Origin of the sequence: Streptohalobacillus salinus (assembly GCF_003201605.1) — a bacterium.
In the GTDB taxonomy this organism is placed as follows: domain Bacteria; phylum Bacillota; class Bacilli; order Bacillales; family Amphibacillaceae; genus Streptohalobacillus; species Streptohalobacillus salinus.
In genome coordinates this window covers 51,580-76,878 of sequence record NZ_QJJR01000010.1, presented here as the reverse complement: position 1 = coordinate 76,878, position 25,299 = coordinate 51,580, and the positions used below count along the sequence as shown (strand labels likewise).

Annotated in this window: 20 protein-coding genes, 1 pseudogene and 1 riboswitch; of the genes and pseudogenes, 13 read left to right on the top strand and 8 right to left on the bottom strand. The window is 40.1% G+C overall.

The genetic code is table 11. The features are described 5' to 3' along the window. Positions 1–405: 405 nt before the first annotated feature. Positions 406–1,283 (bottom strand): annotated as a pseudogene (locus DES38_RS12250) (IS1634 family transposase); the annotation flags it as partial. Positions 1,284–1,594: 311 nt separating this feature from the next. Here DES38_RS12250 and lepB point away from each other — a divergent pair. The 5 genes from lepB to DES38_RS08990 all read left to right on the top strand — a co-directional run bounded on the left by lepB (position 1,595) and on the right by DES38_RS08990 (position 5,194). Next, on the top strand, positions 1,595–2,116 hold the full coding sequence (lepB, locus tag DES38_RS09010) for a signal peptidase I (protein WP_110251775.1): 522 nt from the start codon (positions 1,595–1,597) through the stop codon (positions 2,114–2,116). A gap of 52 nt (positions 2,117–2,168) precedes the next feature. Then, a riboswitch (TPP riboswitch) is annotated at positions 2,169–2,274 on the top strand. Positions 2,275–2,348: 74 nt separating this feature from the next. Further along, positions 2,349–3,200, top strand: a complete 852-nt coding sequence (gene thiD, locus DES38_RS09005; protein WP_110251774.1) for a bifunctional hydroxymethylpyrimidine kinase/phosphomethylpyrimidine kinase — start codon at positions 2,349–2,351, stop codon at positions 3,198–3,200. After that, a complete protein-coding gene (gene thiM / locus DES38_RS09000; RefSeq protein ID WP_245881996.1) occupies positions 3,187–3,975 on the top strand; it encodes a hydroxyethylthiazole kinase in 789 nt (262 codons plus the stop codon). Before thiD ends, thiM begins: the two co-directional genes overlap by 14 nt. Next, positions 3,968–4,603 carry a thiamine phosphate synthase gene (thiE, locus tag DES38_RS08995; RefSeq protein ID WP_110251772.1) on the top strand — a complete coding sequence of 212 codons (636 nt, stop codon included), beginning with the start codon at positions 3,968–3,970 and terminating at the stop codon, positions 4,601–4,603. Before thiM ends, thiE begins: the two co-directional genes overlap by 8 nt. A gap of 66 nt (positions 4,604–4,669) precedes the next feature. Then, on the top strand, positions 4,670–5,194 hold the full coding sequence (locus DES38_RS08990; RefSeq protein WP_110251771.1) for a type 1 glutamine amidotransferase domain-containing protein: 525 nt from the start codon (positions 4,670–4,672) through the stop codon (positions 5,192–5,194). Between the two features lie 106 nt (positions 5,195–5,300). On the opposite strand, the gene DES38_RS08985 is transcribed toward DES38_RS08990, so the two are convergent. Both DES38_RS08985 and DES38_RS08980 read right to left on the bottom strand, forming a co-directional pair. After that, entirely contained in the window at positions 5,301–6,656 is a 1,356-nt protein-coding gene (locus DES38_RS08985) for an ammonium transporter (RefSeq protein WP_425450540.1), read from the bottom strand. A 23-nt stretch (positions 6,657–6,679) separates the two neighbouring features. Beyond that, positions 6,680–7,021, bottom strand: a complete 342-nt coding sequence (locus DES38_RS08980) for a P-II family nitrogen regulator (protein WP_110251770.1) — start codon at positions 7,019–7,021, stop codon at positions 6,680–6,682. Positions 7,022–7,241: 220 nt separating this feature from the next. On the opposite strand from DES38_RS08980, the gene DES38_RS08975 reads away from it, so the two are divergent. Continuing rightward, a complete protein-coding gene (locus DES38_RS08975; protein WP_110251769.1) occupies positions 7,242–7,682 on the top strand; it encodes a DUF4064 domain-containing protein in 441 nt (146 codons plus the stop codon). Between the two features lie 27 nt (positions 7,683–7,709). Continuing rightward, the gene (gene ddlA / locus DES38_RS08970; RefSeq protein WP_110251768.1) at positions 7,710–8,807 is read left to right on the top strand and encodes a D-alanine--D-alanine ligase; all 1,098 of its coding nucleotides are present in this window, start codon (positions 7,710–7,712) and stop codon (positions 8,805–8,807) included. 81 nt (positions 8,808–8,888) lie between these two features. Here ddlA and DES38_RS08965 read toward each other — a convergent pair whose 3' ends face one another. Further along, entirely contained in the window at positions 8,889–9,854 is a 966-nt protein-coding gene (locus DES38_RS08965) for a DUF4349 domain-containing protein (protein WP_170114377.1), read from the bottom strand. A 278-nt stretch (positions 9,855–10,132) separates the two neighbouring features. Here DES38_RS08965 and DES38_RS08960 point away from each other — a divergent pair, with 278 nt between their 5' ends. From DES38_RS08960 to argF, 5 genes are all read left to right on the top strand, one after another. Next, a complete protein-coding gene (locus tag DES38_RS08960; RefSeq protein WP_110251766.1) occupies positions 10,133–11,392 on the top strand; it encodes an argininosuccinate synthase in 1,260 nt (419 codons plus the stop codon). Then, complete coding sequence (argH, locus tag DES38_RS08955) at positions 11,389–12,801, top strand: argininosuccinate lyase (protein ID WP_110251765.1); 1,413 nt, start codon at positions 11,389–11,391, stop codon at positions 12,799–12,801. Before DES38_RS08960 ends, argH begins: the two co-directional genes overlap by 4 nt. Before the next feature lie 149 nt (positions 12,802–12,950). Then, positions 12,951–14,036: a carbamoyl phosphate synthase small subunit gene (locus tag DES38_RS08950; RefSeq protein ID WP_110251764.1), complete on the top strand. Its 1,086-nt coding sequence runs from the start codon at positions 12,951–12,953 to the stop codon at positions 14,034–14,036. Beyond that, positions 14,029–17,229 carry a carbamoyl-phosphate synthase (glutamine-hydrolyzing) large subunit gene (carB, locus tag DES38_RS08945; protein WP_110251763.1) on the top strand — a complete coding sequence of 1,067 codons (3,201 nt, stop codon included), beginning with the start codon at positions 14,029–14,031 and terminating at the stop codon, positions 17,227–17,229. Before DES38_RS08950 ends, carB begins: the two co-directional genes overlap by 8 nt. Before the next feature lie 2 nt (positions 17,230–17,231). Then, entirely contained in the window at positions 17,232–18,191 is a 960-nt protein-coding gene (argF, locus tag DES38_RS08940; RefSeq protein ID WP_110251762.1) for an ornithine carbamoyltransferase, read from the top strand. 69 nt (positions 18,192–18,260) lie between these two features. Here argF and DES38_RS11955 read toward each other — a convergent pair whose 3' ends face one another. Then, a complete protein-coding gene (locus tag DES38_RS11955) occupies positions 18,261–18,512 on the bottom strand; it encodes a hypothetical protein (protein WP_146206370.1) in 252 nt (83 codons plus the stop codon). A 234-nt stretch (positions 18,513–18,746) separates the two neighbouring features. Beyond that, on the bottom strand, positions 18,747–19,373 hold the full coding sequence (locus tag DES38_RS08935) for a class I SAM-dependent methyltransferase (RefSeq protein ID WP_110251761.1): 627 nt from the start codon (positions 19,371–19,373) through the stop codon (positions 18,747–18,749). 190 nt (positions 19,374–19,563) lie between these two features. Between DES38_RS08935 and helD the strand changes: the two genes are divergently transcribed. Continuing rightward, on the top strand, positions 19,564–21,828 hold the full coding sequence (gene helD, locus DES38_RS08930; RefSeq protein WP_170114376.1) for an RNA polymerase recycling motor HelD: 2,265 nt from the start codon (positions 19,564–19,566) through the stop codon (positions 21,826–21,828). Between the two features lie 104 nt (positions 21,829–21,932). Here the strand turns inward: helD and DES38_RS08925 are convergent, their stop codons facing one another. Both DES38_RS08925 and DES38_RS12065 read right to left on the bottom strand, forming a co-directional pair. Beyond that, complete coding sequence (locus DES38_RS08925) at positions 21,933–23,267, bottom strand: methyl-accepting chemotaxis protein (protein ID WP_110251759.1); 1,335 nt, start codon at positions 23,265–23,267, stop codon at positions 21,933–21,935. 313 nt (positions 23,268–23,580) lie between these two features. Continuing rightward, a complete protein-coding gene (locus DES38_RS12065; protein ID WP_110251758.1) occupies positions 23,581–25,248 on the bottom strand; it encodes a methyl-accepting chemotaxis protein in 1,668 nt (555 codons plus the stop codon). Positions 25,249–25,299: the final 51 nt, after the last annotated feature.

The window sequence follows — 25,299 nt, the reverse complement described above, 5'->3', positions numbered from 1 at the left end:
CCCCGAACCCAACAAATGACTCACTAAGAAGAGGCACTTACGTCAAGAGCACGCCGCAAGGCGGTGGCTAGTATAGCATAAAAATCAAGCATCCGTATCGATTAAAATAGTATAAGTATAGATTTTTGAATATATTGGGATATATTCAAAAAAGTTTATGCATTTGATTTTACAATTCAGGAGAAATATTTATTACAAAAAAAAGAGAAATAAAATTAGGGAATATGAATATAAAAAACGCGAATTTTAATATAATGAATAGTTATTTTGGGAATATTGTGGAAATGATTTGAGGTTTTATGGTTTTTATCTCGAGTTTGACACTTAATTTAAAGAAAACCTCTCTAAACCCTTATCTTTTAGGGGTTTAGAGAGGTTTTGTGTTGTTATAAAAGTGAGTACTATTTCATTTTTTTTGGATAGCTTTAAATTATTTTTCATTTTATTAATGGTATTAATTTCATAGTCAGTACGAAAACCAAATAATTCATGTAATTGATCGGTTAAATGCGTCCGCTCGTAGAGCGGTATATAGCCCTCTCCCGATGCCTTCATCACATTCATTTCTCTTAATGTTTTAATGATTTTCTGACAAGAAAATTTATTATCCAGCTTTTGTTCGAGAATACGATAAATCAGTAAAGAGAGGAAACGAGTTAAGAAATGGGTTTCAACTCGATCATCATTTCTTACATAGACCGGCCGTGATTTCAGCTCTGTTTTCATAATTCTGAAGCGCTCTTCTATTTCCCAACGCCGTTGATTCACGTGAATCAATGCTAAAGGATCAGATGTTAGGTTCGTACACATACCGTAGAATCCATCATATTGCGCTTCCTTTTCTATAAGGGATCCATCAAGTGTTACTTTTAAGTTTTCAGCTATTTCTCCATCTGTTGTTGCGTGCTTTACTTTCACAAAACGTAATGGATCATTGGCGCGTTTCTGTTTTAGTGATGAAGGATGATCCATTTTTTTAAGGCGCGTTCAATTTGACGCTTACGAACGGTTTCTTGATAGTGCTTGTATTTCGGTGAGAAGGTTACAAGGAGTCGCTGTTCCAAATCATTTTCCTTTATCCATCTTTCTTTATAATACGTTTCTTTATTGTTTTGAATGTCTTTAATAGCCGTTAAATGAATCGGTTTGTCACTTGCTTTTGTCCGCCAACCCGAAGGGTCTAGTGCCCATTTTTTAAGGTGTTGTTTCAATTTTTTAATGGATTGTGTGGTAATAAATCCACGGCTACCTAACGTATTGTAAAGACGATTATTTTTAGAAGTACTTTTTAAATACGCATAATCAAGACCTCGTTTCGGTATTTTTCACGCTTATTACAATATAGTACAAAAGAGTACTCGATATAAAAAATAAGCCGTATCAAGGCTTATGCATGTTTTTAGAGAAATGAAGTATCAAACTCCCGGGTACTGGGAAGGGGTAGTTCAATGTTTTGTTGCGAGTAATCAGAAGATAGTTTCGGTAAGGATGGTTTATAGGTTGTTAACGAATGAAATTTTGATGCTTGACATGGATTTTCATTGGCAAGACGTATATAATGAGAGTAACCTTAAAAGAAAAAGAGGAATGACTAATGATAGAAGAAATTATTTCGTGGCTCAAAGCGATTGTTATCGCGCTTTTAATTGTTGTTGTCGTCCGCGGTGTCTTAATGACGCCCTCAATCGTAAAAGGTGATTCGATGGACCCGAATCTACAAGACGGGGATCGAATCATTATAAGTAAAATTCATGACATTGACCGGTTTGATGAAATTGCTTTTATTGCACCGGATAAAGATGAGAACTATGTTAAACGTGTCATTGGTCTACCAGGTGACCACATAAAAATTGAAGATGACGTCCTATACATTAATAACACACCTTATGTCGAAGTCTATTTAGATGATAAAAAGGAAGGTTATGGATCTGATCAATTATTTACGGGAAACTATAGCTTGGATGGGGTAGTGCCAGAAGATTCGTTTTTTGTGCTTGGCGACAACCGTCCGATCAGTCGAGACAGTAGGAGTTTTGGGGTAATTGATGCATCTTCAGTAATTGGAGAAGTTGTCTTTCGGATCTGGCCGTTAGAGAATATCGGTATCATTAACTGATGGTTGACAAACATTAATGCTTCACTTAAGGTGAAGATAACAATCGAATAAAAACATCCGCTAGGGGCGCCGTGTAGTTGCTGAGATAAAGCTTAGGCTTTGGTCCCTTTGAACCTGATTTGGTTAATACCAGCGTAGGGAAGCGGAGCAGGTGACCTCTATCTATAACATAGAACAAACCGCTCCGCAATGGAGCGGTTTTTATTATGGTTGAAATGAGGAGGGAAAGTTTATGAATACAAATGCAAAAGTATGTCCAGTATTAACGATAGCTGGTACCGATCCGAGTGGTGGTGCAGGTATCCAGGCGGATTTAAAGACGTTTCAAGAGCGTTATGTATATGGAATGAGTGTGGTGACATCAGTTGTTGCCCAGAATACAACGGGAGTAACGGCTGTGCATCATTTGCCGGTGACCTTTATCGATCAACAACTTGAAGCGGTATTTTCAGACATCGTCCCATACGCAATTAAAACGGGTATGATTGCGTCAAAAGAAATGATGGCTTCAGTTCTTCGTTATCTAAAACGGTTTCCGGAATTGCCGTTTGTGCTCGATCCGGTAATGGTTGCGACGAGTGGTGATGTCTTGATGGAAGAACACGCGCGTGACTTTTTGGTTAATCAATTATTGGCACGTGCGACAGTGGTCACGCCAAACATTAAAGAAGCAGAGCTTATGCTTGATCAAACGATTGAAACGACAACAGCCATGGAAAAAGCTGCGGAGCGATTAGTGGATGTGTATGGAGCGAAAGCTGCGGTAATAAAGGGTGGTCATTTAGGTGAAACCTGCATTGATGTTTTGTATGATGGAAAGATGATGACACATCTGGAAAGTGAGCGGATTGATACAGAAGCGACACATGGGACAGGTTGTACCTTCGCCGCGGCCATTACCGCTGAATTAGCCAAAGGTAAAACAATCTTGGAAGCTGTTCAGTTAGCTAAACTATTTGTTACCGATGCAATTCGTTATCAGTTATTGCTTGGTAAAGGTCATGGACCGACCAATCATTGGGGTTACCGGTTGAAAAGTGTACCGCTCGATGTTCAGGAGGTATCTTTTGATGGTAACGATTGAACGGATAAGAGTTAAATCACCTTTGGTTCATAGCATCACCAATCAGGTAGTAATGAATTTCACCGCAAATGGTTTATTGGCGCTTGGTGCCCGTCCGGTCATGGCTGATGATCGTGGTGAAGTTGCAGAAATGACAGCTCAAAGTGATGCGTTGCTGATTAACATTGGAACATTAACGGAACGGACGAAAGAATCTATGTTTATCGCAGGGAAAAAAGCAAATGAATGTGGGATACCAATTGTCCTTGATCCGGTAGGTGTTGGTGCGACAGCCTATAGGAAAGAAACGGTTAGGCAGTTGTTGGCGTCTATTGATATCGCATTGGTGAAAGGGAATAGTAGCGAGATATATACGCTTTGTTATGGTGAAAGTAAAGGTCGAGGGGTTGATGCCGATGCAGCAGAAGATGCGTTTCAACTGACGAAAGACTTTTACCGGAAGTACGGAACGGTTGCGCTTGTAACGGGTGAGGAGGATGTACTCTACACAGAAGGTGCTTGGTTTGTTTCTAAAACGGGGACGAAGCAGCTGTCACTAATCACTGGTACGGGTTGTTTATTAGGTGCGGTCATTGCGAGTTTTCTTGCGGTTGATCAAGACGTAACTAAAGTGGTGCTTGAAGCGGTTAGTTTCTATACGGTTGCTAGTGAACGAGCGGAAAAGAACAGTCATGGTCCAGGTAGTTTCCAGATGCATATGTTAGATGCGTTACATCACTTAAGCGTAAGTGAATGGGAGGCGGATAAACAGACGGTGGTGATTGCTGATGTTTAAGCCGAGCTATTTATCTATGTACCTCATTGCTGGCCACCAAAATTTTAAGAATGATCCACTCGCGAGCGTGGAACGAGCGCTAGCTGGAGGTGTGACGGCATTTCAATTGCGTGAAAAAGGAAGCGATGCTTATCGAGGTCAAGCTCGGATTCAGTTTGCAAGGGAAGTAAAGCGAATATGTCAACGCTATCACGTGCCTTTTATTATCAATGATGATATTGATTTAGCGCTGACAATCGGTGCAGATGGTATTCATGTTGGGCAGGAAGATATGCCAATCGAAGAGGTACGTAAAGTTGTAAAGGAACGAATGTTTATTGGCGTTTCAACGACATCGGTCGAAGAAGCACTCGCAGCAAAGGCGGAAGGTGCTGATTATATTGGTGTTGGTCCCTTGTTTGCAACTGCGTCAAAGGTCGATGCGAAAACGCCCATTGGTCTTGAAGGATTAACAACGATTGTCAAAGCAGTACATCCCTTACCTGTCGTTGCGATTGGTGGTATTAAACCTGAAAATGCGGCACTTGTTAAAGCTAGTGGAGCGAAAGGTGTTGCGGTCATTTCAGCAATTACTACCGCAGAAAAGCCGGATCAAATCATCTGCGCCTTTCGTACCCATTTCGACTGAGAATGTTTAAGTGTGTTGGAGAGTGGTAAAGACTAGTAGTGAAGAAGATTTGAAAGGAGTGGGATAATGGATTTAAATAAAGTAAAAGTATTGGCGTTAGTGGAAGATGCGTTTGAAGATTTAGAATTATGGTATCCTGTTTTACGTATGCGTGAAGCAGGTGCGACGGTAACGCTAGCCGGTAAGGAAAAGGATTTAACGTATACAGGAAAACATGGGGTTCCGTGTACGGTTGATGTTGGGTTTAAAGATGTCTCGGCTGATGATTTTGATGTGTTACTTGTACCTGGTGGCTGGGCACCGGATCAATTACGTCGATATCCAGAAGTGCTTGATTTAGTTAAGGCGTTTGACAAGGATAAGAAATTAATTGGCCAAATTTGTCATGCGGGTTGGGTACTTATTTCAGCTGATGTCCTCGCAGGTGTAAAAGTAACGAGTACAACGGCGATTGTTGATGATTTAAAAAATGCAGGTGCTGAATGGGTGGATGTGCCTGTTGTCACTTCAGGTCATATTATTTCAAGTCGACGGCCGCCGGATTTACCGGATTATTTAAAAGCAATGGTCGAGTATTTAGAAAAAGCGTAAGTGAGAAGTTACGATTCACTTTGAATATGCAAAAAAAGGGGCTGCTCACAATTTTGTGAGCAGCCCAAGTTTTGGGGGTTAAAACTAAACTTACAAGGACAGCGACTTACGTAGCTTTTTGATCAGATAACTGATTTAATCGATCAGCTAAGCCAAAAGCATCATTCGGTTGAATCGCTTCTTTACTTGAGAAGGTATCATTGAATGAATAAGCGCTTGAGCCGTGTTCAGAAATATCAAGCCCAACGCGTTCTTCTTTCTCAGAGACACGAATTGAAGTGAAGCGCGTAATTACAAATGTTAACGCACCGACAGTTACCATTGTCCAAGCAATAACTGCGATAACGCCGATTGCTTGAATAAGTAACTGACTTGCACCGTGTCCGTAAAGTAAGCCAGATTCAACCGAGAATAAACCAACAGCAAGCGTACCCCAGATCCCGCATAAACCGTGAACAGTTGTCGCACCTACTGGATCATCAATTTTTAACTTACGGTCAATAAAGGTAATTCCTTCAACCAACAACACGCCAGATACAAGGCCAATAGCGATAGCGCCAGGGATTGATACTTCTGCTGTTCCGGCAGTTACACCGACAAGACCAGCGAGCACACCGTTTAAAGCGAGTGAAGCATCAATTTGTTTAAAGCGGAATTGTGAATAGAGTGCAGTTGAAATCAAGCCACCAGCACTTGCCATTAAAGTTGTTGCAACAACCATTGGCACAAGTGTTGGGTCTGCTTCTAAGGTAGAACCACCATTAAATCCGAACCAACCTAACCAAAGGATAAACACACCGAGTGCGCCCATTGGAATGTTGTGTCCAGGAATAACGTTAACACGACCATTTTTATATTTTCCATAACGTGCACCAAGGAATAGTACAACGGTTAGTGCTCCACTTGCTCCAGTTAAGTGAACCACTGTTGAACCAGCGAAATCGCTGAATCCTAAGTTAGCTAACCAACCGTCAGCCCAAATCCAGTGACCGACAACTGGGTAAATCACACCAGTCATAAAAATTGTAATAATGACGTAAACCCCGATTTTTATTCGCTCAGCAACTGCACCTGAAATGATTGTGGCACAGGTTGCAACGAACATTGCTTGGAAAACAAAGAATCCAATATCGTCAACGCCTGATAATAAGAAATTATCCGATCCGATGATACCACTGAATGTATCACCAAACATAATTCCGTAACCGACAAGGTAGAAAAGAATAGGGCCAATACTAATCGTTAAAAAGTTTTTCATAATAATGTTGAGCGAGTTTTTAGCGCGTGTAAATCCTGATTCGACTAAAGCGAATCCCGCGTGCATAAAGAATACTAGAAAACTCGCAAGCATAATCCATAGCATATTTAATGTTTCAGTTGTTGTTGCTTCAGTTGTTTCTGCATATAGTGGTGAAGCTAACATAAAACTAAATAATAGTAATAGTGCAATTTTCTTAAACACATTGATCGTCTCCCTTAAGTTTTTTATAGTACGGCGTCTTTACCGCGTTCTTTAGTTCTAATGCGTACAGCATCTTCTACTGCGTAGATGAAGATTTTCCCGTCGCCGATCTGGTCGGTATGACACGTTTCGACAATGGTATCGATAATTGTTTCGACTTTTTCGACAGGGACAACAAGTTCAACTTTGATTTTGGGAACGACCTTTATTTCATAAGATGTTCCTCTGAATACACCTGTTTGTCCTTTTTGTTTCCCAGTACCCGCGACCTCAGTTACTGTCAAACCTAAAATACCAATTTGGCTTAACTGATCACGTAATTCTTGGAATGTTTCTGGACGAATGATTGCTTCAATCTTTTTCATCTTTGTTTCGCTCCTCTCGTGTTAGGTTATCTAACATCATAAGTTATGTTAATTATCATACAGGAATTTTCAGATAATTCAAGCCTTTAGCCAAATATTGCCTTAGAGTTCTTTGCTATTGAATCTATCTTTTTTTCAGATCAATGATGGATTTGATAGTGAGTTTGATAACTTCTGTGTTAAAATATGCTATAGGTTAACTAACGAGAGGAGAACAAACATGATTTCTAGACGATTTGAAACGATATTAATTATTTTAGGTATTGCCGTATTTGCATTTTTTGGGGTGCAAGGGGTTAGTATGCTAGTTGTACATAATGATGAAGAGGCTGCAATGGAGTTATATGAATCCTATCAGGGGGATCTAGAAGCTGATCAAGAGGAAACATATGATTTACCGGAGTTTTCAGTGTTTGTTGAAAATTTACAATCAGGCGGGATTATTATTCTAGTATTAAGTGCGATGACGATTATAACGGGCATTATAAGCATTGTCTTTTTAAAGAAGAATCTCAAACCAAAATTGGTAGGCATTCTTTTACTTGTATCAGGTGCTGTTGTTGCGATTCTAGGTTTTGCCCCAGCGATGTTTGGTAGTTTACTCTATATGGCAAGTGGCGTACTTGTCCTCTTTAAAAAACCAAAAGTTCAAGTAGAATAATTATGTTATTGAAAGGAAAGAAGTGCGATGACTAAAAAAACAGTTGCAATATTATTTGGTGGAAAATCTGCTGAGCACGAAGTTTCGCTTCAGTCAGCGAAAAATATTATCGAAGCCATCGACAGAGAACGTTATGATGTCGTTCTGATAGGTGTAGACAAACTTGGTGCTTGGCATCTACTGGATGAAACACATTATTTAGATGAAGCGAATGACCCGAAAAAGATCCGGTTACATTTAACTGATCAGTCAATTGGAGTTATCCCGGGACAAGCGCAACAGCAAATTATTAATACAAAGACTGGAGATCCCATACCACAAATTGATGTCATCTTTCCAGTGATCCATGGAACCTTAGGTGAAGATGGGAGCTTGCAAGGGCTTGTGCGCACCCTTAATTTACCCTTTGTTGGTGTCGATCTGCTAGGCTCCGCCGTTAGTATGGACAAAGATTTTACCAAACGTTTATTAAAAGATGCAGGTCTTCCTGTCGCAGATGGTTTTGTTTTTAAATCGCACCAACAGAATACGATTGATTTTAGCCATGTGACGACTCAATTAGGGTTACCTGTATTTATCAAACCAGCGAACCAGGGGTCATCGGTTGGTGTAGTTAAAGCGACAGACCGAGCGAGTTTTGAAGCAGGAATAAACGAAGCGTTTCTTTATGATGACAAAGTATTAATCGAAGAAGCAGTGGTTGGACGTGAAATTGAATGTGCCGTACTTGGTAACGAGGTACCGGTCGCTTCAACGGTGGGTGAGATCTTGCCACAAACTGATTTTTATTCTTACGAAGCCAAATATATAAATGAAACAGGCGCCGTTTTATCAGCACCAGCTGAGCTCACGGATAAACAAATTGAACGGGTGCAAAATAAAGCGGTCCAAGTATTTGATATTCTTGATTGTGAAGGTATGGCGCGTGTTGATTTCTTCCTTAAGCCGGATGACACGTTAGTAGTTAATGAAGTCAACACAATTCCAGGATTTACGAAGATTAGTATGTATCCGCGTTTATGGATGTTGTCAGGTATCAGTTATCCAGAACTCATTGATCGCTTAATTCAGTTAGCATTTTCGCGTCATCAGCGTAAACAAGGGTTGAAGAATGCGCGTGACTGAAGGTAGTTATTGTCTTAATCGATTAAAGGAGACATCTCAGTTGAGATGTCTCCTTTAACATTTCTACTTGATAATAAACGCTTAATCGTTTGTACCGGTATCATCTTTTTTTAAGTCTGAAGAACCTTTGGTCAGTTTGTCTTTTTTGTAGCGTCGTCTCACAAAGAAAGCAATAGTGGCAGTGACAATTAAGAAAATAATAAGAGCCGGTATGTTACCAACGATAAAGATAAATGCATTTGAGAAAAAGACAATTACAGCATTATAGCTAGTCACCCATTGCTCTTTTGTCCGTTCCCAAACATTTAAGTCACCTTCTTTAATGGTTGAAACGTTCTCTTCACTTAGTGTAATGGTCACTGTAGCGTAATTGATGCGGTTATCAAAATAGGTGAGTTGACCTTTAATCTGTTCGATTTCATATTGAACATTAGCTAAGTCTCGAGAAATGGCAAGGAGATCCTCTGTTGACTCTGCTTCTTCCATAAATTCAAGTAAGCGTGCTTCTAATTGTTCGCGCGTGTTAAGTCGCGTTTCTAAATCAACGTACTGGTCTGTGACATCTTCCCCGCTGATGCTTTCATGATTAACTGACACACTTCCTGATTTGATCGTAGAAAGAAACGATTCAAGTTCTGGTTCAGGAATGCGTAAGGTGTAATCGGCCTGACGCTCATTATTTTCATAAGTGATGATTTCTTTATTGATCAGATAACCGTCAATGGCGCGCGTTTCTTCCTCGATAAAACGTGAGGCTGTTTCATAGTCTTTCGTGGTTAATGAAAGGAATGCATTATACATGATCTTCCGATTGACATCGATTTCGACATTTAAATCGTCCCGCGGTGCCGAAGTTTCATCGTTACCCGCGTTGTCGTTTAATCCAGATGTGGCCGCGTCCTGTGATTGTTCACCTTCTTCGATTGCCATGTCCATATCAACGGCTGAATCGTCTCTGGTTGACTCACTAGTTGTATCGTCACTACTACAAGCGGCAATCAATAGTAAACTAGCAATCAACCAAAAGAATAACTGTTTAATCTTCATCTCAATCCCTCCTTCAAATTGTCCTGCTAACTGATTAGTCGTTATCATGCATAAAAACGTTTCAAAATGAATAAATATAGATTTTTGTGCATATTCAATTTTGAATCCCTTTTCATCCTACTTTTCTAGCTGTTATATAGTCTATTCCCTAAAAAGATAAAAATAATTCATTGTTTAGGGTTGCATTTTTATTCTTTATCATGCATAATGATACACAAGGTATCAGAATCAATTCAATCATATAAACAATGAGACTATATAAAAGGGAGCGGATTATTATGGCAAAAGACAAAATCGTTTTAGCGTATTCAGGAGGACTTGACACATCGGTGGCAATTAAATGGTTACAAGATCAATATAACTATGACGTTATTGCAGTTGGACTTGATGTTGGGGAAGGTAAAGATTTAGAGTTCGTTAAGAAAAAAGCGATTGATGTAGGAGCAATCAAATCTTATTCAGTCGATGCAAGAGAATTATTCGCCGAAGAGTATGTACTACCTGCATTACAAGCAAACTTAATGTATGAAGGAAAATATCCATTGATTTCAGCACTATCAAGACCACTTATCGCTAAAGTACTTGTTGATATTGCGGAACAAGAAGGCGCTGTTGCTGTTGCACATGGTTGTACAGGAAAAGGAAATGATCAAGTACGGTTTGATGTTGCCTTTACAGCGCTTAATCCTAACTTGAAGATTGTTGCTCCAGTAAGAGAGTGGAAAATGACACGGGATGAAGAGTTTGCTTATGCTGAGAAACATGGTATTCCAGTGCCGGTGGGTAAAGAAAGTCCTTACAGCATTGATCAAAATCTTTGGGGAAGAAGTAATGAGTGTGGTATTTTAGAGAATCCTTGGGCAGAAGCACCGAAAGATGCGTTTGATTTAACTACGGATCCAGTTGACGCACCCGATACACCAGAAACAATTGAACTTACCTTCAAAGCAGGTAAGCCAACGGAAATTAACGGGCAAGCGTATCCGCTACATGAACTTATTTTAGAGCTAAATAAAATTGCAGGTAAGCATGGTGTAGGTCGGATTGATCATGTGGAGAACCGGTTAGTTGGGATTAAATCAAGAGAGATTTATGAAGCGCCAGCAGGTGTTACGTTGATTGCTGCGCACCAAGAACTTGAGGCGTTGACCCTACCAAGAGAAGTATCGCAATTCAAACCAATCGTTGAGCAAAAATTCGCCCAATCTGTCTATGATGCATTATGGTATTCGCCATTAACGGATGCGCTAAAAGCCTTTATTGTTGAAACGCAAAAATATGTATCTGGTGTGGTGAAAGTGAAGTTATACAAAGGCCAAGCAATGGTTGTCGGAAGAAAATCAGAGTACTCACTCTATGATATGGATCTTGCAACATATTCTACAGGCGATCAGTTTGATCATGACGCTGCACTTGGTTTCATCAAACTGTGGGGGTTACCAACACAAGTGCATGAAACAGTAACAGGTGCACAACAACATAAACCTCAATCGATGACTAAAACATCGGTCGATATAAAGGAAGCGGTCAAGCAATGAAGCTATGGGGCGGACGTTTTACTAAACCAACAAACGAATTAGTGGATGAATATACAGCATCGATTTCATTTGATCAAAAGTTGGCGACCTATGATATTTTAGGAAGTCTCGCCCACGTTGACATGTTAGCTTCTGCTGGCATCATTAAAGAAGAAGAAAAAGAACAAATTGCAGCAGGTTTAAAGAAAGTCGACCAGTTGATTAAAGATAACAAAGATGTGCTCACTGAGGAAAACGAAGATATTCATATGAACGTTGAAAAATTATTGATTGATGAAGTTGGTAGCGTTGGTGGCAAACTGCATACCGGTCGGAGTCGGAATGATCAAATTGCTTTAGACATGCGCCTCTATTTAAGGGATCAGGTTGTTACCATTGTTGAACTTTTACAAAACGTTCAACAGGCGTTGTTAACACAAGCGAAAGCAAACACTGAAACAATTTTACCAGGTTATACCCATTTACAACGGGCACAACCTGTCTTGTTTGCTCATCATTTGATGGCTTATGTATTCATGATTGGTCGTGATATCGATCGGTTAATTGATAGCTTTAAACGGATCAATAAGTCTCCGCTCGGGGCGGGGGCTTTAGCGGGTACCTCATTTCCAATTGATCGCGATAAAGTAAAAGAGATTTTACACTTTGATGCGCTCACTGAAAACAGTTTAGATTCAGTCAGTGACCGAGACTTTGTTGTTGAGTTTTTGGCCGATGCATCGTTAGTGATGATGCACTTGTCACGGTTATCAGAAGAATTGGTACAATGGTCAAGTCAAGAGTTTAACTTTATCGAACTAGATGATGCTTTTTGTACCGGATCAAGTATGATGCCGCAGAAAAAGAATCCAGATGTTCCAGAACTCGTTAGAGGTAAAACAGGCCGTGTGTACGGGAATTTAACCGGGTTACTAACAACCTTAAAAGGGTTACCGCTTGCTTATAATAAAGACATGCAGGAAGACAAAGAAGGAATGTTTGACACAGTTGACACACTTGTCGGGGCGCTTGGTTTATTTGCGCCGATGATTGAAACAATGAATGTCCATAAAGATGTCATGTATGACGCAGTACGGAATGATTATTCAAATGCGACTGATTTGGCAGACTATCTTGTCGTGAAAGGTTTACCGTTTAGAGAAGCACATGCGGTTGTTGGTGAAGCTGTCTTGACCTCGATTCAAAACAAAAAGTATTTGCTTGATCTTACTCTTGAAGAATTCAAGCAGTTTTCTGATGTAATTGAAGCAGATATTTTTGAGGTGCTCGATCCAATGGCTGTCGTCAATGCAAGAAAAGCAAAAGGTGGGACTGCTCTAGAAAGTGTGCTGTGGCAATTTGAACAAGCGGAGCAAGCCATCGTGAAAAACAAGCAGTGGTTAAAAGAAATGGCAACATTATTAAAATAGTAGAAACAGCTAACTAGCTTCGGCTAGTTTTGTTTCGCTTATCAATGTATAAATATTAGTTTAATTGTATAAATATTAAATTTGAATATAAAAGATTTAACACATATAGAAAAGGTTTCACCACCAAAGTTATGATGGGAGGAAGAACAATGACAGCACAGACAGCATACATTGTTTTAAATACGGGCGATGTGTTAACAGGAAAGTATTTAGGGAAGCCACAGACCGTTGAGGGAGAAGTTGTTTTTAATACATCAATGATGGGTTATCAAGAGGTAATGACTGATCCTTCTTATCAAGGGCAGCTGGTTACCTTAACATATCCTTTAATTGGAAACTACGGAATAAATGAATCGATTGGTGAAAGTGTGGCTTACGGGGCAAGTGCGTTAATTATTCAAACACCTTGCTTACACCCTGATCATCCAACATCAACAACCTCGTTACTTGACTACGTCACTAAAAAACAAATGCCGGTTATTTATGATATTGATACACGTCATCTAACAAAATTAATCCGTAAACATGGCAATGTTTTTGGAAAAATCACCCCAACAGCTGACGATCACGTTCAGTTGACGCAAGTACAAACGGGATTGGTGCCGTCGGTTTCAGTGAGAAAACCAATCAGCTTCGGCGAACAAACAGAGGATGCCCTACATATTGGGGTAATTGATTATGGTCAGAAACAATCAATCATTAATGCCTTATTAAAAAATGATGTGAAAGTGACAGTTTTCCCCTACGATACAACGAAACAAACGCTTGAGCATCATGAGGTAGATGGTGTTTTATTCTCAAACGGACCTGGTGATCCGATGGATTTGGTCGATCAGCTTCCATCAGTAAAGGAAATTAGTGCGACATTTCCAAGCTTTGGTATATGCCTAGGTCACCAGTTGTTAGCACTCAGCTATGGGTGTAAAACCGAGAAATTACCGTATGGTCACCGTGGTGGAAATCATCCAGTTAAAGCAGTAAAGACAAATCAAGTGACAATGACCTCGCAAAATCATGGCTTTGTGGTTGCTGAAGATGGCATATGTGACTCGCCGTTTGAAGTTAGCTATTTAAACGTAAATGATGGTTCAATTGAAGGGTTGAAACATAAAGATTTACTGGTTCAATCTGTACAATTTCACCCAGAGGCAAATCCAGGACCGTGGGACTCAACGTATATTATTGATGAGTTCGTTCAACTTGTGAAAGAAAAAGGGGTGCGTGTCTATGCCTAAGTTACCAGACATAAAAAAAGTATTAGTGATTGGCTCTGGGCCGATTGTGATCGGTCAAGCTGCTGAATTTGATTACGCAGGCACTCAGGCCTGTCTCGCTTTAAAAGAAGAAGATATCGAAGTCGTCCTCGTTAATAATAATCCAGCTACGATTATGACTGACGAAAACATTGCGGATCACATTTATTTAGAGCCGTTAACAGTAGAAAGCTTAGCGAAGATCATTGCCATTGAAAAACCTGATGGGCTATTACCGACCTTAGGTGGCCAAACAGGCCTAAATTTAGCGACGGCGTTAACGGATGCAGGTGTACTGGAAGCACATCATGTTACCTTGCTGGGTACGCCTCTTGAAACGATTGAAAAGGGTGAAGATCGAGAAATTTTTAAAGCAATGATGACTGAAATTAATGAACCGGTCGCAAACAGTCAAACATGTGAAACAATAGAAGCAGCAATTGAGTTTGCGAATCACTTAGGCTATCCAATTATTGTTCGTCCAGCTTACACGCTAGGTGGTGCCGGTGGTGGAATTGCGAATGATGAAGCAGAAATGATTAAAATCGTTAAAAACGGTTTGCATCAAAGTCCAATCCATCAAGTACTCATCGAACAATCGGTCAAAGGTTGGAAAGAAATTGAATATGAAGTGATGCGTGATGGAAATGATACCGCTGTAATCATTTGTAATATGGAAAACATTGACGCGGTTGGAGTGCATACAGGGGATAGTATTGTTGTCGCCCCGACGCAAACACTTACTGATCAACAACATCAAATGTTACGGGCATCATCGCTTAAAGTTATTCGTGAACTCGGCGTGGTGGGTGGTTGTAATATCCAGTTTGCTTTAAATCCATTGACTAATGATTATATCATTATCGAAGTTAATCCTCGGGTTAGTCGTTCTAGTGCACTCGCTTCAAAAGCCACAGGTTATCCAATCGCCAGAATTGCTGCAAAATTAGCTTTAGGTTTTCATTTAGATGAAGTACTTAATCCAATTACCGGTTACACGTACGCAAGTTTTGAACCGACAATCGATTATGTGGCATTAAAGATTCCGCGTTGGCCATTTGATAAGTTCTATCAAGCGGAACGCACTCTTGGTACACAAATGAAGGCCACAGGTGAAGTAATGGCACTCGGTCGGAACTTTAAAGCAGCCTTAAATAAAGCGATTCGTTCATTAGAGATTGGCTTAACGCACTTTGATGCACCTTTTACTCACGAACTCACGGAGGAAGCGCTCATTGCTGGACTTACCCATCCAACAGATCAACGTTTATTTTTACTCGCAGAAGCGTTTAGACGGGGAATGCGTGTGGAACAATTACATGACATCACTTTAATTACCCGCTATTTCTTAAATGAATGCAAAGACTTAGTCGATTTAGAACAGCATTTATCGATGAAGACGTTAGCAACGGTCTCGATGGATGAGTTAATCCAAGCGAAAAAACTTAGTGTATCGGAACCATTCTTAAGTGAAGCGCTGGATGCATCGGTGGAAGAAGTTAATGATCATTTAAAAGCTAACGGCCTATCTGCGAGTTATAAGATGGTCGATACTTGTGCAGCAGAATTTCAAGCAGAGACACCGTACTTTTATAGTTCATGGCAAGAATATGATGAGGTCGAGCCACTGACGAAAAAAAGACGGATGGTCGTCTTAGGTTCAGGTCCGATTCGAATTGGTCAAGGTGTAGAGTTTGATTATTGTTCCGTGCATGCCGCTTTTTCATTAAAAGATCAGGGGATTGATTCGGTGGTTGTCAATAACAACCCGGAAACGGTCAGTACCGATTACTCAACTGCTGATCATCTATACTTTGAACCTTTAACGGTGGAAGATGTCGAGCAAATTGTTAATAAAGAACAAGCGGATGGTGTGCTCGTCCAGTTTGGCGGTCAGACAGCGATTAATTTAGCAGAAGGTTTATCCAAGCGCGGCATTAACGTCGTTGGGACATCGCTAAATATGATCGATGTGACTGAAGATCGTAAACAGTTTTATCAGTTGCTGCGCACATTAAACATTCCACATATTCCTGGTCAAACGGTCGATTCATTTGATGAGGCAAAGAACATTGCGAAAACAATGGGTTATCCAGTCTTGATCCGTCCCTCTTATGTTATCGGGGGTCAAGGAATGATGATTGCTGAGGACGAAGCCACATTAACGAGTTATTTGACGGGTATGATTAAGGAGAAACCATCTTCACGGATTTTCCCGTTGTTAGTTGATCAATTTATTGAAGGAAAAGAAGTTGAGATTGATGCTGTCTGTGAGAACGGAAAAGTAATCATTCCTGGTATTTTTGAGCATGTAGAAAAAGCAGGGGTGCACTCTGGTGATAGCATGGCAATCTTCCCGGCGCCCTCCCTGACAAAGAAACACAAGCAGCAGATTGAAACGTATACAGCGAAAATTGCAGAAGCATTACAAGTAAAAGGAATCATGAATATTCAATTTGTATTAAGTAAAGATGAAAAAACGATTTACTGCTTAGAAGTGAATCCGCGGGCATCACGTACGGTACCAATTGCGAGTAAAGTTACCGGTATCGAGATGGTCGACTTAGCGGTAAGGATTCAAATGGGGCAATCGATTGATGCGTTTGGTATGCCGCTAGGTTTACAAGCGGATATTCCGTTTTATGCCGTGAAGATTCCTGTGTTCTCATCCGGTAAATTGACAGACGTTGACCCACTCTTGCAACCGGAAATGCGTTCAACAGGTGAAGCGATTGGTTTAGGCATGACGGTTAACGAAGCGTTGCAAAAAGCCTTTGGGTTTAAGTCAGAAAGAAATACGACATTCACAACAGAAGCTGGACTTTATATTGGAACTCATGCGGTATCGCCCGCACTTGCTGAAGCCTTAAATGAACTGAATGGCCATGTTTATGTCAATCAAGCAGCCCAAGAGGCACTAGCGGTATTGGGCTATACGCATGGACAACAGGTAACCGAAGCAGAAGTGATTGATCTACTTGAAGCCGGTCATTTGCAACTGATCTTAGACCAATCAAGCTTAACGCTACGCCTTAAAGCACTCACTGAAGGCGTAGAGGTGTATAGCAGAGCAGAAACATTAGCTGCCTTTTTAACAAGTCTAGGTGCGTCAATTGCGCAACCGAAAACAATTCAAGCCTACCGGGCGTTACAAGAAGTGAAAGTAGAGGTGTAGATATGCCAGCCAACACGTTAGCAGGAAAAGATTGTTTAACTTTATTTGATTATACTACTGCAGAGATTCGGTATTTATTAGATTTAGCGAAACAAATCAAACAGAAGCATCAACAAAAAGAAATTTATCAACCCTTAAAAGGAAAAGTACTCGGGATGATCTTTGAAAAAGCGTCAACACGGACGCGGGTATCATTTGAAGCAGGAATCTATCAACTTGGTGGGACCGGCCTATTCCTTAGCAGTAAAGATTTGCAGTTAGGCCGTGGGGAGCCGATTAGCGATACCGCTCAGGTGTTATCCGGTTATTTAGATGGAATAATGATTCGTACATTCCATCAAAAAGAGGTCGAAGAACTTGCTGAGTATGCGAGTATCCCAGTTATTAATGGATTGACCGATGATTATCATCCATGCCAAGTGTTAGCTGACTTATTGACGATTGAAGAAGTCAAAGGAAAACTAAGCGGACTGACACTTACTTATATTGGTGATGGCAACAACATGGCGCATTCCTTAATGGTGGGAGCAGTTAAGATGGGCATGCACTTTAAAACTGCAGCACCAGCTGGTTACTTACCAAAGCCAGCAATTGTAGAACAAGCAGAAAAGATTGCCGAAGCAAACGGTGTTACGATTACAATTACAACCGATCCTAACGAAGCGGTTAGTGGTGCAGATGTGGTGTATACCGACGTATGGGCGAGTATGGGGCAAGAAAGCGAACAGAAAGAGCGGTTGCTGAAGTTTTCTAGTTACCAAGTGAACGAGGCGTTAATGACTGGAGCGGCCGAAGACTATTTATTCTTACACTGTCTGCCAGCGCACCGCGGGGAAGAAGTGACGAGTGAGATTATCGACGGCAATCATTCAGTGATTTTTCAAGAAGCTGAAAATCGTCTCCACGCTCAGAAGGCGTTAATGGTTGCATTGATGAGTAATGAAGATAGCTTTGTTTTTTAAGTGGAAAATAGTATGAAATAATTATAGACAAAGCGCAAAAGCCCTAACATTTCCTTATGAAAGTTTTGCTTAAGGATTAATGTTAGGGCTTCTTTGGTCTGCTTCTGCATGCATGACAAGGCGACTATGAGGCACATAGTAAAGGGTGTAATGGTTTCCAGGTACAGGTGTAAACGTCCAAGGATTACCTTCAAAGTACGGAATGTTAAGTTTGAATTCATGCCCTGATGGTTCGACAAATGTAACTTCTCCGCGGATGTCCTCTAGTCTGTGAGGATAGACAGCAGGTAAGTTACGGACCTTTGCACCGGGATAACGCATGCAAAATGCCAGAAAAATTATTGAGAACAAAACGAGTAAGATTAACCATTTTCGATGCACTTCGTGTCGCTTTAATTGAATGAAAGAAAGACAATACCAAATACTGCGCGTGCACTAAACAAAAGCTCAAACCCTAGCATGATATAAAAAGAGGGTATGTATCGACCATACCCTCTCAAATTCTTTCAGCATCCTAACGGATAAAGCAAAGTACAAATGTGGGGAGGTAATGTGTTACTTTTTCAAGACGAGAATTCCCAGCGGATAATGATCTAAAACCTGATCGTCATCACGCTGAATCAGTGCACCGCGTTGCAGGAAGTAATCGATCTGTTGATAGTTGAAATCACGAAATAAAGCTTTGAATTCATCCGGCGTAATTTGATGAACGTGAAACGGGGAACCACAAGGTTCTCCGCGACCAGCGCCGAAGGGGGTAGACAAAATAAGGTGCCCACCAGGTTTTAACAAGTTGTAGGCATTGGTTAAAAAGGCGGATTCATTTGCGATATGTTCGTATGTTTCAAAGCTCACAATGGTGTTAAATGAACCAAAGCGATCAACGAGGGTATCACCCGTTAAATCAGCGCAATGAAACGATGATTTCGGGTGATAATACGTTTTTTTAGCGTAAGCTAAGGCGTCGGGGTCAATATCTAGTCCGATTACTTCTTCAATCACTTTTTTCTTTTTCTTTGCAATAATATGCGTACCAAATCCTGAACCTGAAGCCATATCAAGGACGCGACCTTCTGTAATAAAGGGGAGTGCAAAATGATAACGTGCAATGTGCTCAATTAACAATTCATTTGTAATTGACATATTTTCAGGAATGACGCGTTCACCTGTATCTTCTAACATGACATTTCACCGCTTTTTTAAAGTTTTAATCTCCTGAAAGTATAACGTATTTTGCGTGTGATGAAAAGAAAAGTTGCTGTGTTTTTCGAACGTGTGTCCGCCTGTGCTTGTTTTACTACAAGAAGAGACCGAGCTGTGATAAGATATGAAGCGTCAGTGGATACGAGAAACGGAAAGGTTTGAGAAACTTATGGTATGTAACCACCCAGATTTCCAAATAGAACATGACTATTTAATGTATACCAAGGACTACATAAAATCTATCCTTGAAATTTCTGAGAAAGAACAAGAAAACTACGAAGATAGCATGAAAGAAGCATTTATAAATCTCGATTATCTCGATAGCAGTCTAAGTTATATTAATATTTTAACGAATGCTCGCTTACTTGATATGCTCAAAAATGATTTAGCTAGCTTAATCAAAGTTAAAGACAAACCTTACTTCGGTCGGGTAGATTTCCTTAAAGATCATACCCATACACCGGCAACCTATTATATTGGGAAAGTATCCCTTTACCGAAAAGATACCCAAGAGCCGATCATTGTTGATTGGCGATCTCCGGTCAGTAACTTGTATTATGATGGCCGGCTAGGTGATGTCTCTTATCAAAGTGGTGAAACGACTTATCACGGAAAGCTCACTAAAAAACGTCAATACATGATTGAGTCAGGCGAATTGGCTGACATTAGAGACATTGATATGACCACCCGTGATGAATTGTTACAAAAGTCTTTGCAGGAAACATCTGATAAACGTCTAAACGAAATTGTTGCGACGATTCAAGCGGAACAAAACGAGGTTATTCGGGCTGATTTGACGAAGCCAATGATTGTACAAGGGGTAGCGGGAAGTGGGAAAACAACAATTGCTTTGCACCGTTTGTCTTATTTTATTTATCATTATCAAGATCAAATTAAACCGGAACAAATGATGATTTTAGCGCCCAACCGAATGTTTATTGATTATATAAGTGAAAGCTTACCAGAGCTTGGGGTGGACCGAATCACCCAAGCCACCTTTGCCGTTTATGCTGAACAGGTGTTGGGAAAATCATTGAAGATTTATCCCGCGGTAAAAGAATTAGAAACGATGATTAATGGGACAAAAGTTGATAAAGAGAAACAAGCATTTATTGCTGGTTTTAAAGGTTCGGTAGCTTTTGAGAAAGTAGTCTTGAATTACTTAACGGAGGTACGCAATCATTATTTGCCAGATCGGCCATTCAAGCTTGAGCAATTTAAAATTATGAGTGAGAAGCGTTTGAAACAATTGTTTATTAAAGAATATCGCTACTTACCGTTTGAAAAACGAAAAGAAAAAATTGTTCAATTATTAAAGAAGTCATTCCGGACCAAAAAAGACGAGGTACTTAAACATATTGAAGAACAGTTTGAAGCACAATATGATAAGATTGCCCATCGTGTTAAGGACCCGTTGCTCAGAAAAGAAACGGTCTCAGATTTACTTGATAACAAAGCATTTTTACGCGAACGTGTAAAGAAGCTAACCGTTTCAGAAGTGACCAAATTCATGAAGGAAGCAGAAAAACGAAGTGTAGTTCAACATTATGACGCGCTATTTAGTGATAGAGTACGCTTTATTTCTTATTTAGAAACACCGCTAACCCCACAACAATTGGATTGGTTGTTTGAAGAAGCAGAAAGCATGCGAAAGAAAAAGACGTATTCATTAGATGACTTGCCAGCACTTCTTGTCCTAAAAGCAAAGATTGATGGGATTGATCCGGATCTTAAAATGAAATATGTAGTGATTGATGAAGGTCAAGATTATAGTGTTTTTCAGATCCGGGCATTAATTCGAGCGACGGGTACGAAACTATTTAATGTTTTAGGGGACGTCACCCAAGGGATTTATAGCTACCGCGGCATTAGTGACTGGGATCAGTTAATGAATCAAGCGTTGCCAAGTGCACAAGATTTATACCTGAAGAAAAGTTACCGAACAACCATTGAAATTATGAATTTAGCCAGTGCTATTGTTAGTCTTGGCGATAAGGTCTATCCAGTAGCTGAACCGGTAGTAAGACATGGGGATGCACCAGCATTTTATCAAGCGAATGAAACGAAGGACTATCAATTGGTGTTGAAGGAACTTATTGAAGGTTATCTTAATAAAGGCCATGCACGGATTGCTTTAATTTCTAAAACAACAGCTGGGACAAAAAACATTAAAACGATTCTTAATGGGCTAGCAATGGAGAGTCAATTACTCGGAGAAACAGATAAGATTGAAGCGGATATTGTGATTGTGCCGGTTCACTCAGCAAAGGGATTAGAGTTTGATGCGGCGATCTTAGTTCAATTTGATGAACAATACGAAGCGACTGATCAAGATTTGAAATTACTATATGTAGCGATTACGCGGGCGATGCACAAACTTGATTTCGTTGCCCCGGAGCGTTCAATGTTTTTACTTGATGCAATACAGCGGTAGACAGGATGGATTGAGTCATAACAGTGAGGAGAAGTTAACCCCAGATAAGTCACGGGACATCAGTAATTTTGCTACGTATCTGGGGTGATTAAAAAGTTATCAGATTATTCTTTAATAATGAAAACTTTGACCGTTGACGATAAATCATCTGCAGCGACAACGATTTCTTGCCCTACTTCGGTCATTTGTTTGATTGAATTGTTTTGTTCTTCAATCGAAGCAATCACTTCTTCTGTAGAAGAAGCATTCGTTTCGGCAATGGCTGATAAGTTTTGTAAGGTAGCAATAATATCATCTTTCTTAGTATGCATCTGTGTCCCAGATGCATTAAGTTTTTCAACAGCTCGTTCAGAATCACCAATGGAACGGGCAATCTCTTTAAACATGTTGCGACTGTTCTCAACATTTTCTGTTTGTTCACTCGAAACGTTTGAGACTTTTTCCATTGTTTCAACAACTGTTTCGGTATTGGTTCTTAAGAGGTTAACGATATCATTGATCTCAGCAGTAGATTGAGTTGATTGATCAGCAAGCTTCCTGATTTCTTCGGCTACAACAGCAAAACCCTTGCCGGCTTCACCAGCGCGTGCAGCTTCAATCGCTGCATTTAAAGCTAACAAATTGGTTTGATCGGCAATGGAGGTAATCATATTACTTGCTTCAACGATTTTTTCTGTGCTTTTATTTGTTTCTTCAATGACGGCGTTAAAGTCTTTAATCGCGTCACTAGTGACTTTATTTACTTTCGATAGGTGCTCCATCTCTGTTAATCCATCATTAACAAGTTTGTTGACATTCTGGGACGATGTATTTAATTCAGTCATGTAGCTTTGATTTAGTTCAATCATTTCACCCAGCTCTGCAACTTTCTCTGATCCTGTTTCAACTTTTTCAGCTTGACTAAGTGCCCCCTCGGCGATCGAATCAACAGTGGTGACAATTTCCCCGGAACTGTCTTCTACCGCGTGTAAATGCGCAGAAAGACTTTCGGCTGTCTCGTTGGTTTTAAGGATACTTTTGTGAATGTTATTAATGAGACGATTTAAATTTTGAATGGTCACATTGGTTATTTCAGCAAGTTTTGAAAATTCATTTTTACCTTTGATAGGAATTTCTTGACTAACGTTCCCTTGACTGATTTCATGTAACTGTTTCATATGACTTTTTAACGGGCGAATAATCATGCGGTGCATGAAGAAAATAATGATCGCATTGATGACAATGATGTTCATCAATGTGTTCACATAGGCACCAATGTTTCCAGCAATAAATTCAACGTCATTGATTAAGTTGCTCAATATTTGAGCGATCGGTGCGCTGAATAAGAAAGTTAGGGTAACGACTAAAACAATTTTTGTCGTGATGCTGTTGATAAAGCTTACGGATGTGGACGTGTTAAAATCTTCAGTTGCCGATACTTCTTTTCTTTGTTGACTCAATTTAACCACCTCAACGTTTGTCGTTTTTTAAAGGTGATGACTTAAAAGTAGGAGAAAGATGCTCACTCGCTAAATTTAACCGCTTTCACCCTCTCTGTATAAAATTCCCCGAAATAAGCCCGGTTTAAACATAATGACCTAGATTAATGTACCTGTTATTTAATTTCTAACGAAATTTCGAGGAAGACGTTCTCTTGATTGTGAGGATAGCGAGGTGAATGAGGACATGAATCAATTAATAACACATCCAATTGAAAAGAAATGTAGCCTGAACCAGCCACCTTCTCTTAAAATGAAGGCAGCTGGTTTTTGTTTAACTATTAAAGGTTGCGGTCATTTCTTTTAAGGCATAAGCGTGCTGAAGCACGCGCTGCCCCTCTTCATAAATGAGAGCTGTTTCTGACTTATGTGCCTCCCCTAGGGATTCGATTGTTTTTGCATGCTGATGGGTCGCTTTTGCAATGGTTTCAAGTGCATCAAATGTCTGTGTAGACTGTTGAAAGGCATCTGCTAATTGTTTGATGTCGACTTCAATGGTTTCAATCGATGTTGTCGACTGTTCAATGGTGTTGAGTAGAGATTGAAAGGCAGCTGTTGTCGCGTGCATGGTTTTAATATGAGATAGATGTGTACTTAGCAGTGCATCACCAGTTTCAACGGCGGTTGTTGTAATTGTTTTCGTTTCAGTCATCGTCTGGAACATTTTCTGCGTTGTTATTTTTGTTGCTTCCGCTAACTTGCTGACTTCTTGGGCGACGACCATAAAACCACGCCCCTCCTCACCTGCTCGAGCGGCTTCGATAGAAGCATTAAGCGCAAGTAATTTTGTTTGTTCTGAAATGGTCTCGATATCGGTGGTGAAATGATAAGTCATTTCAACTTGTTTTAAGACATTATGTAATTGCTGTTGTGTTGACTCAAGGTCAGCCTTAAAGTATTCCAAGTCGTTAATTAATAACTGAAGTTCCTGATTTCCTGTTTCGGAGGCACTATTCATCGCAGCAGTGTGTTGGCGGGTTTCATGAATGTGTGCCCCTATCGTATCAAGGTTTTTATCAATGGTATGGCTCAACTGCTTAGAAAAATCGATCTGTTGATTAGTGTCGTGGGCGCCTTGCTCTACGTTTTGAATTGCCTGATGTAAATCGTGGGAACGCTCAATCATTGCGTTTGACTCATCGTTTAAGTGTTGACCTGTATCAGATAAATCAAGAATTGTTGCGCGAAGCGAATGAACAATGGCACCGAGTGCTTCTGTCATGATATTGAAACTGTTTGTGAGAGAAACGATTTCTTTCGGTGCTGATTTTTCAAGCGTTAAGCGTTCGAATTTTCCGCTCTGAACATGTGCCATTGCTTGTTCTAACTGTTTAATCGGACCTGTTATCTGCCTTATGAAAATAACAGTGATTACCATTGCGAGAAATAGACTAACTAGCCCTACGACGAGCGTAATGGCTTTCATCTGTTCAATGGGTTGAAGGTAGCTATCCTCGGGAAGAAACATGGCATACCGCTTCTCGATCTCTGGTAAATCGCGTAAAGCAACTAAATAATTGATACCGTTTAGCTTTAGCGAATAAACACCATTTTCTTTGTCTCTTAATGCGGCTTGTTCATCTTCAGTTAAAGAAAATGCTTGATCCGCGCTGACTTGAAAGGGTTCCATTCCACTGTCATCAAGCTGATAGTAATAAGTGTTTAAGCCGTCATTTTCAAGTTCTTGTTGTTGAAGCGTGATCGTGCGTTCAAGCTGGGACTTGAAATAATCAAAGTCGCTTACATAGACAAAATTTAAGTTGGCGGCAATTTCTTTTATTAAATCAGTCTCTCTCACCAAACGATGTTTAGTTGAGGTAATGATTTGATTTTTACTTTGTGAATAGCTAACGCCACCTACGACTAAGGTTGTTAGGCTTAAAATACAAATCATAACTAAAATTAATTGTTTGCCCATGGATAATTTTTGGTTTTTTTTCATGAAATCCCTCCTCGTTCTTCTGACTCAGTTTAACGAATCAATGTAAAGTAG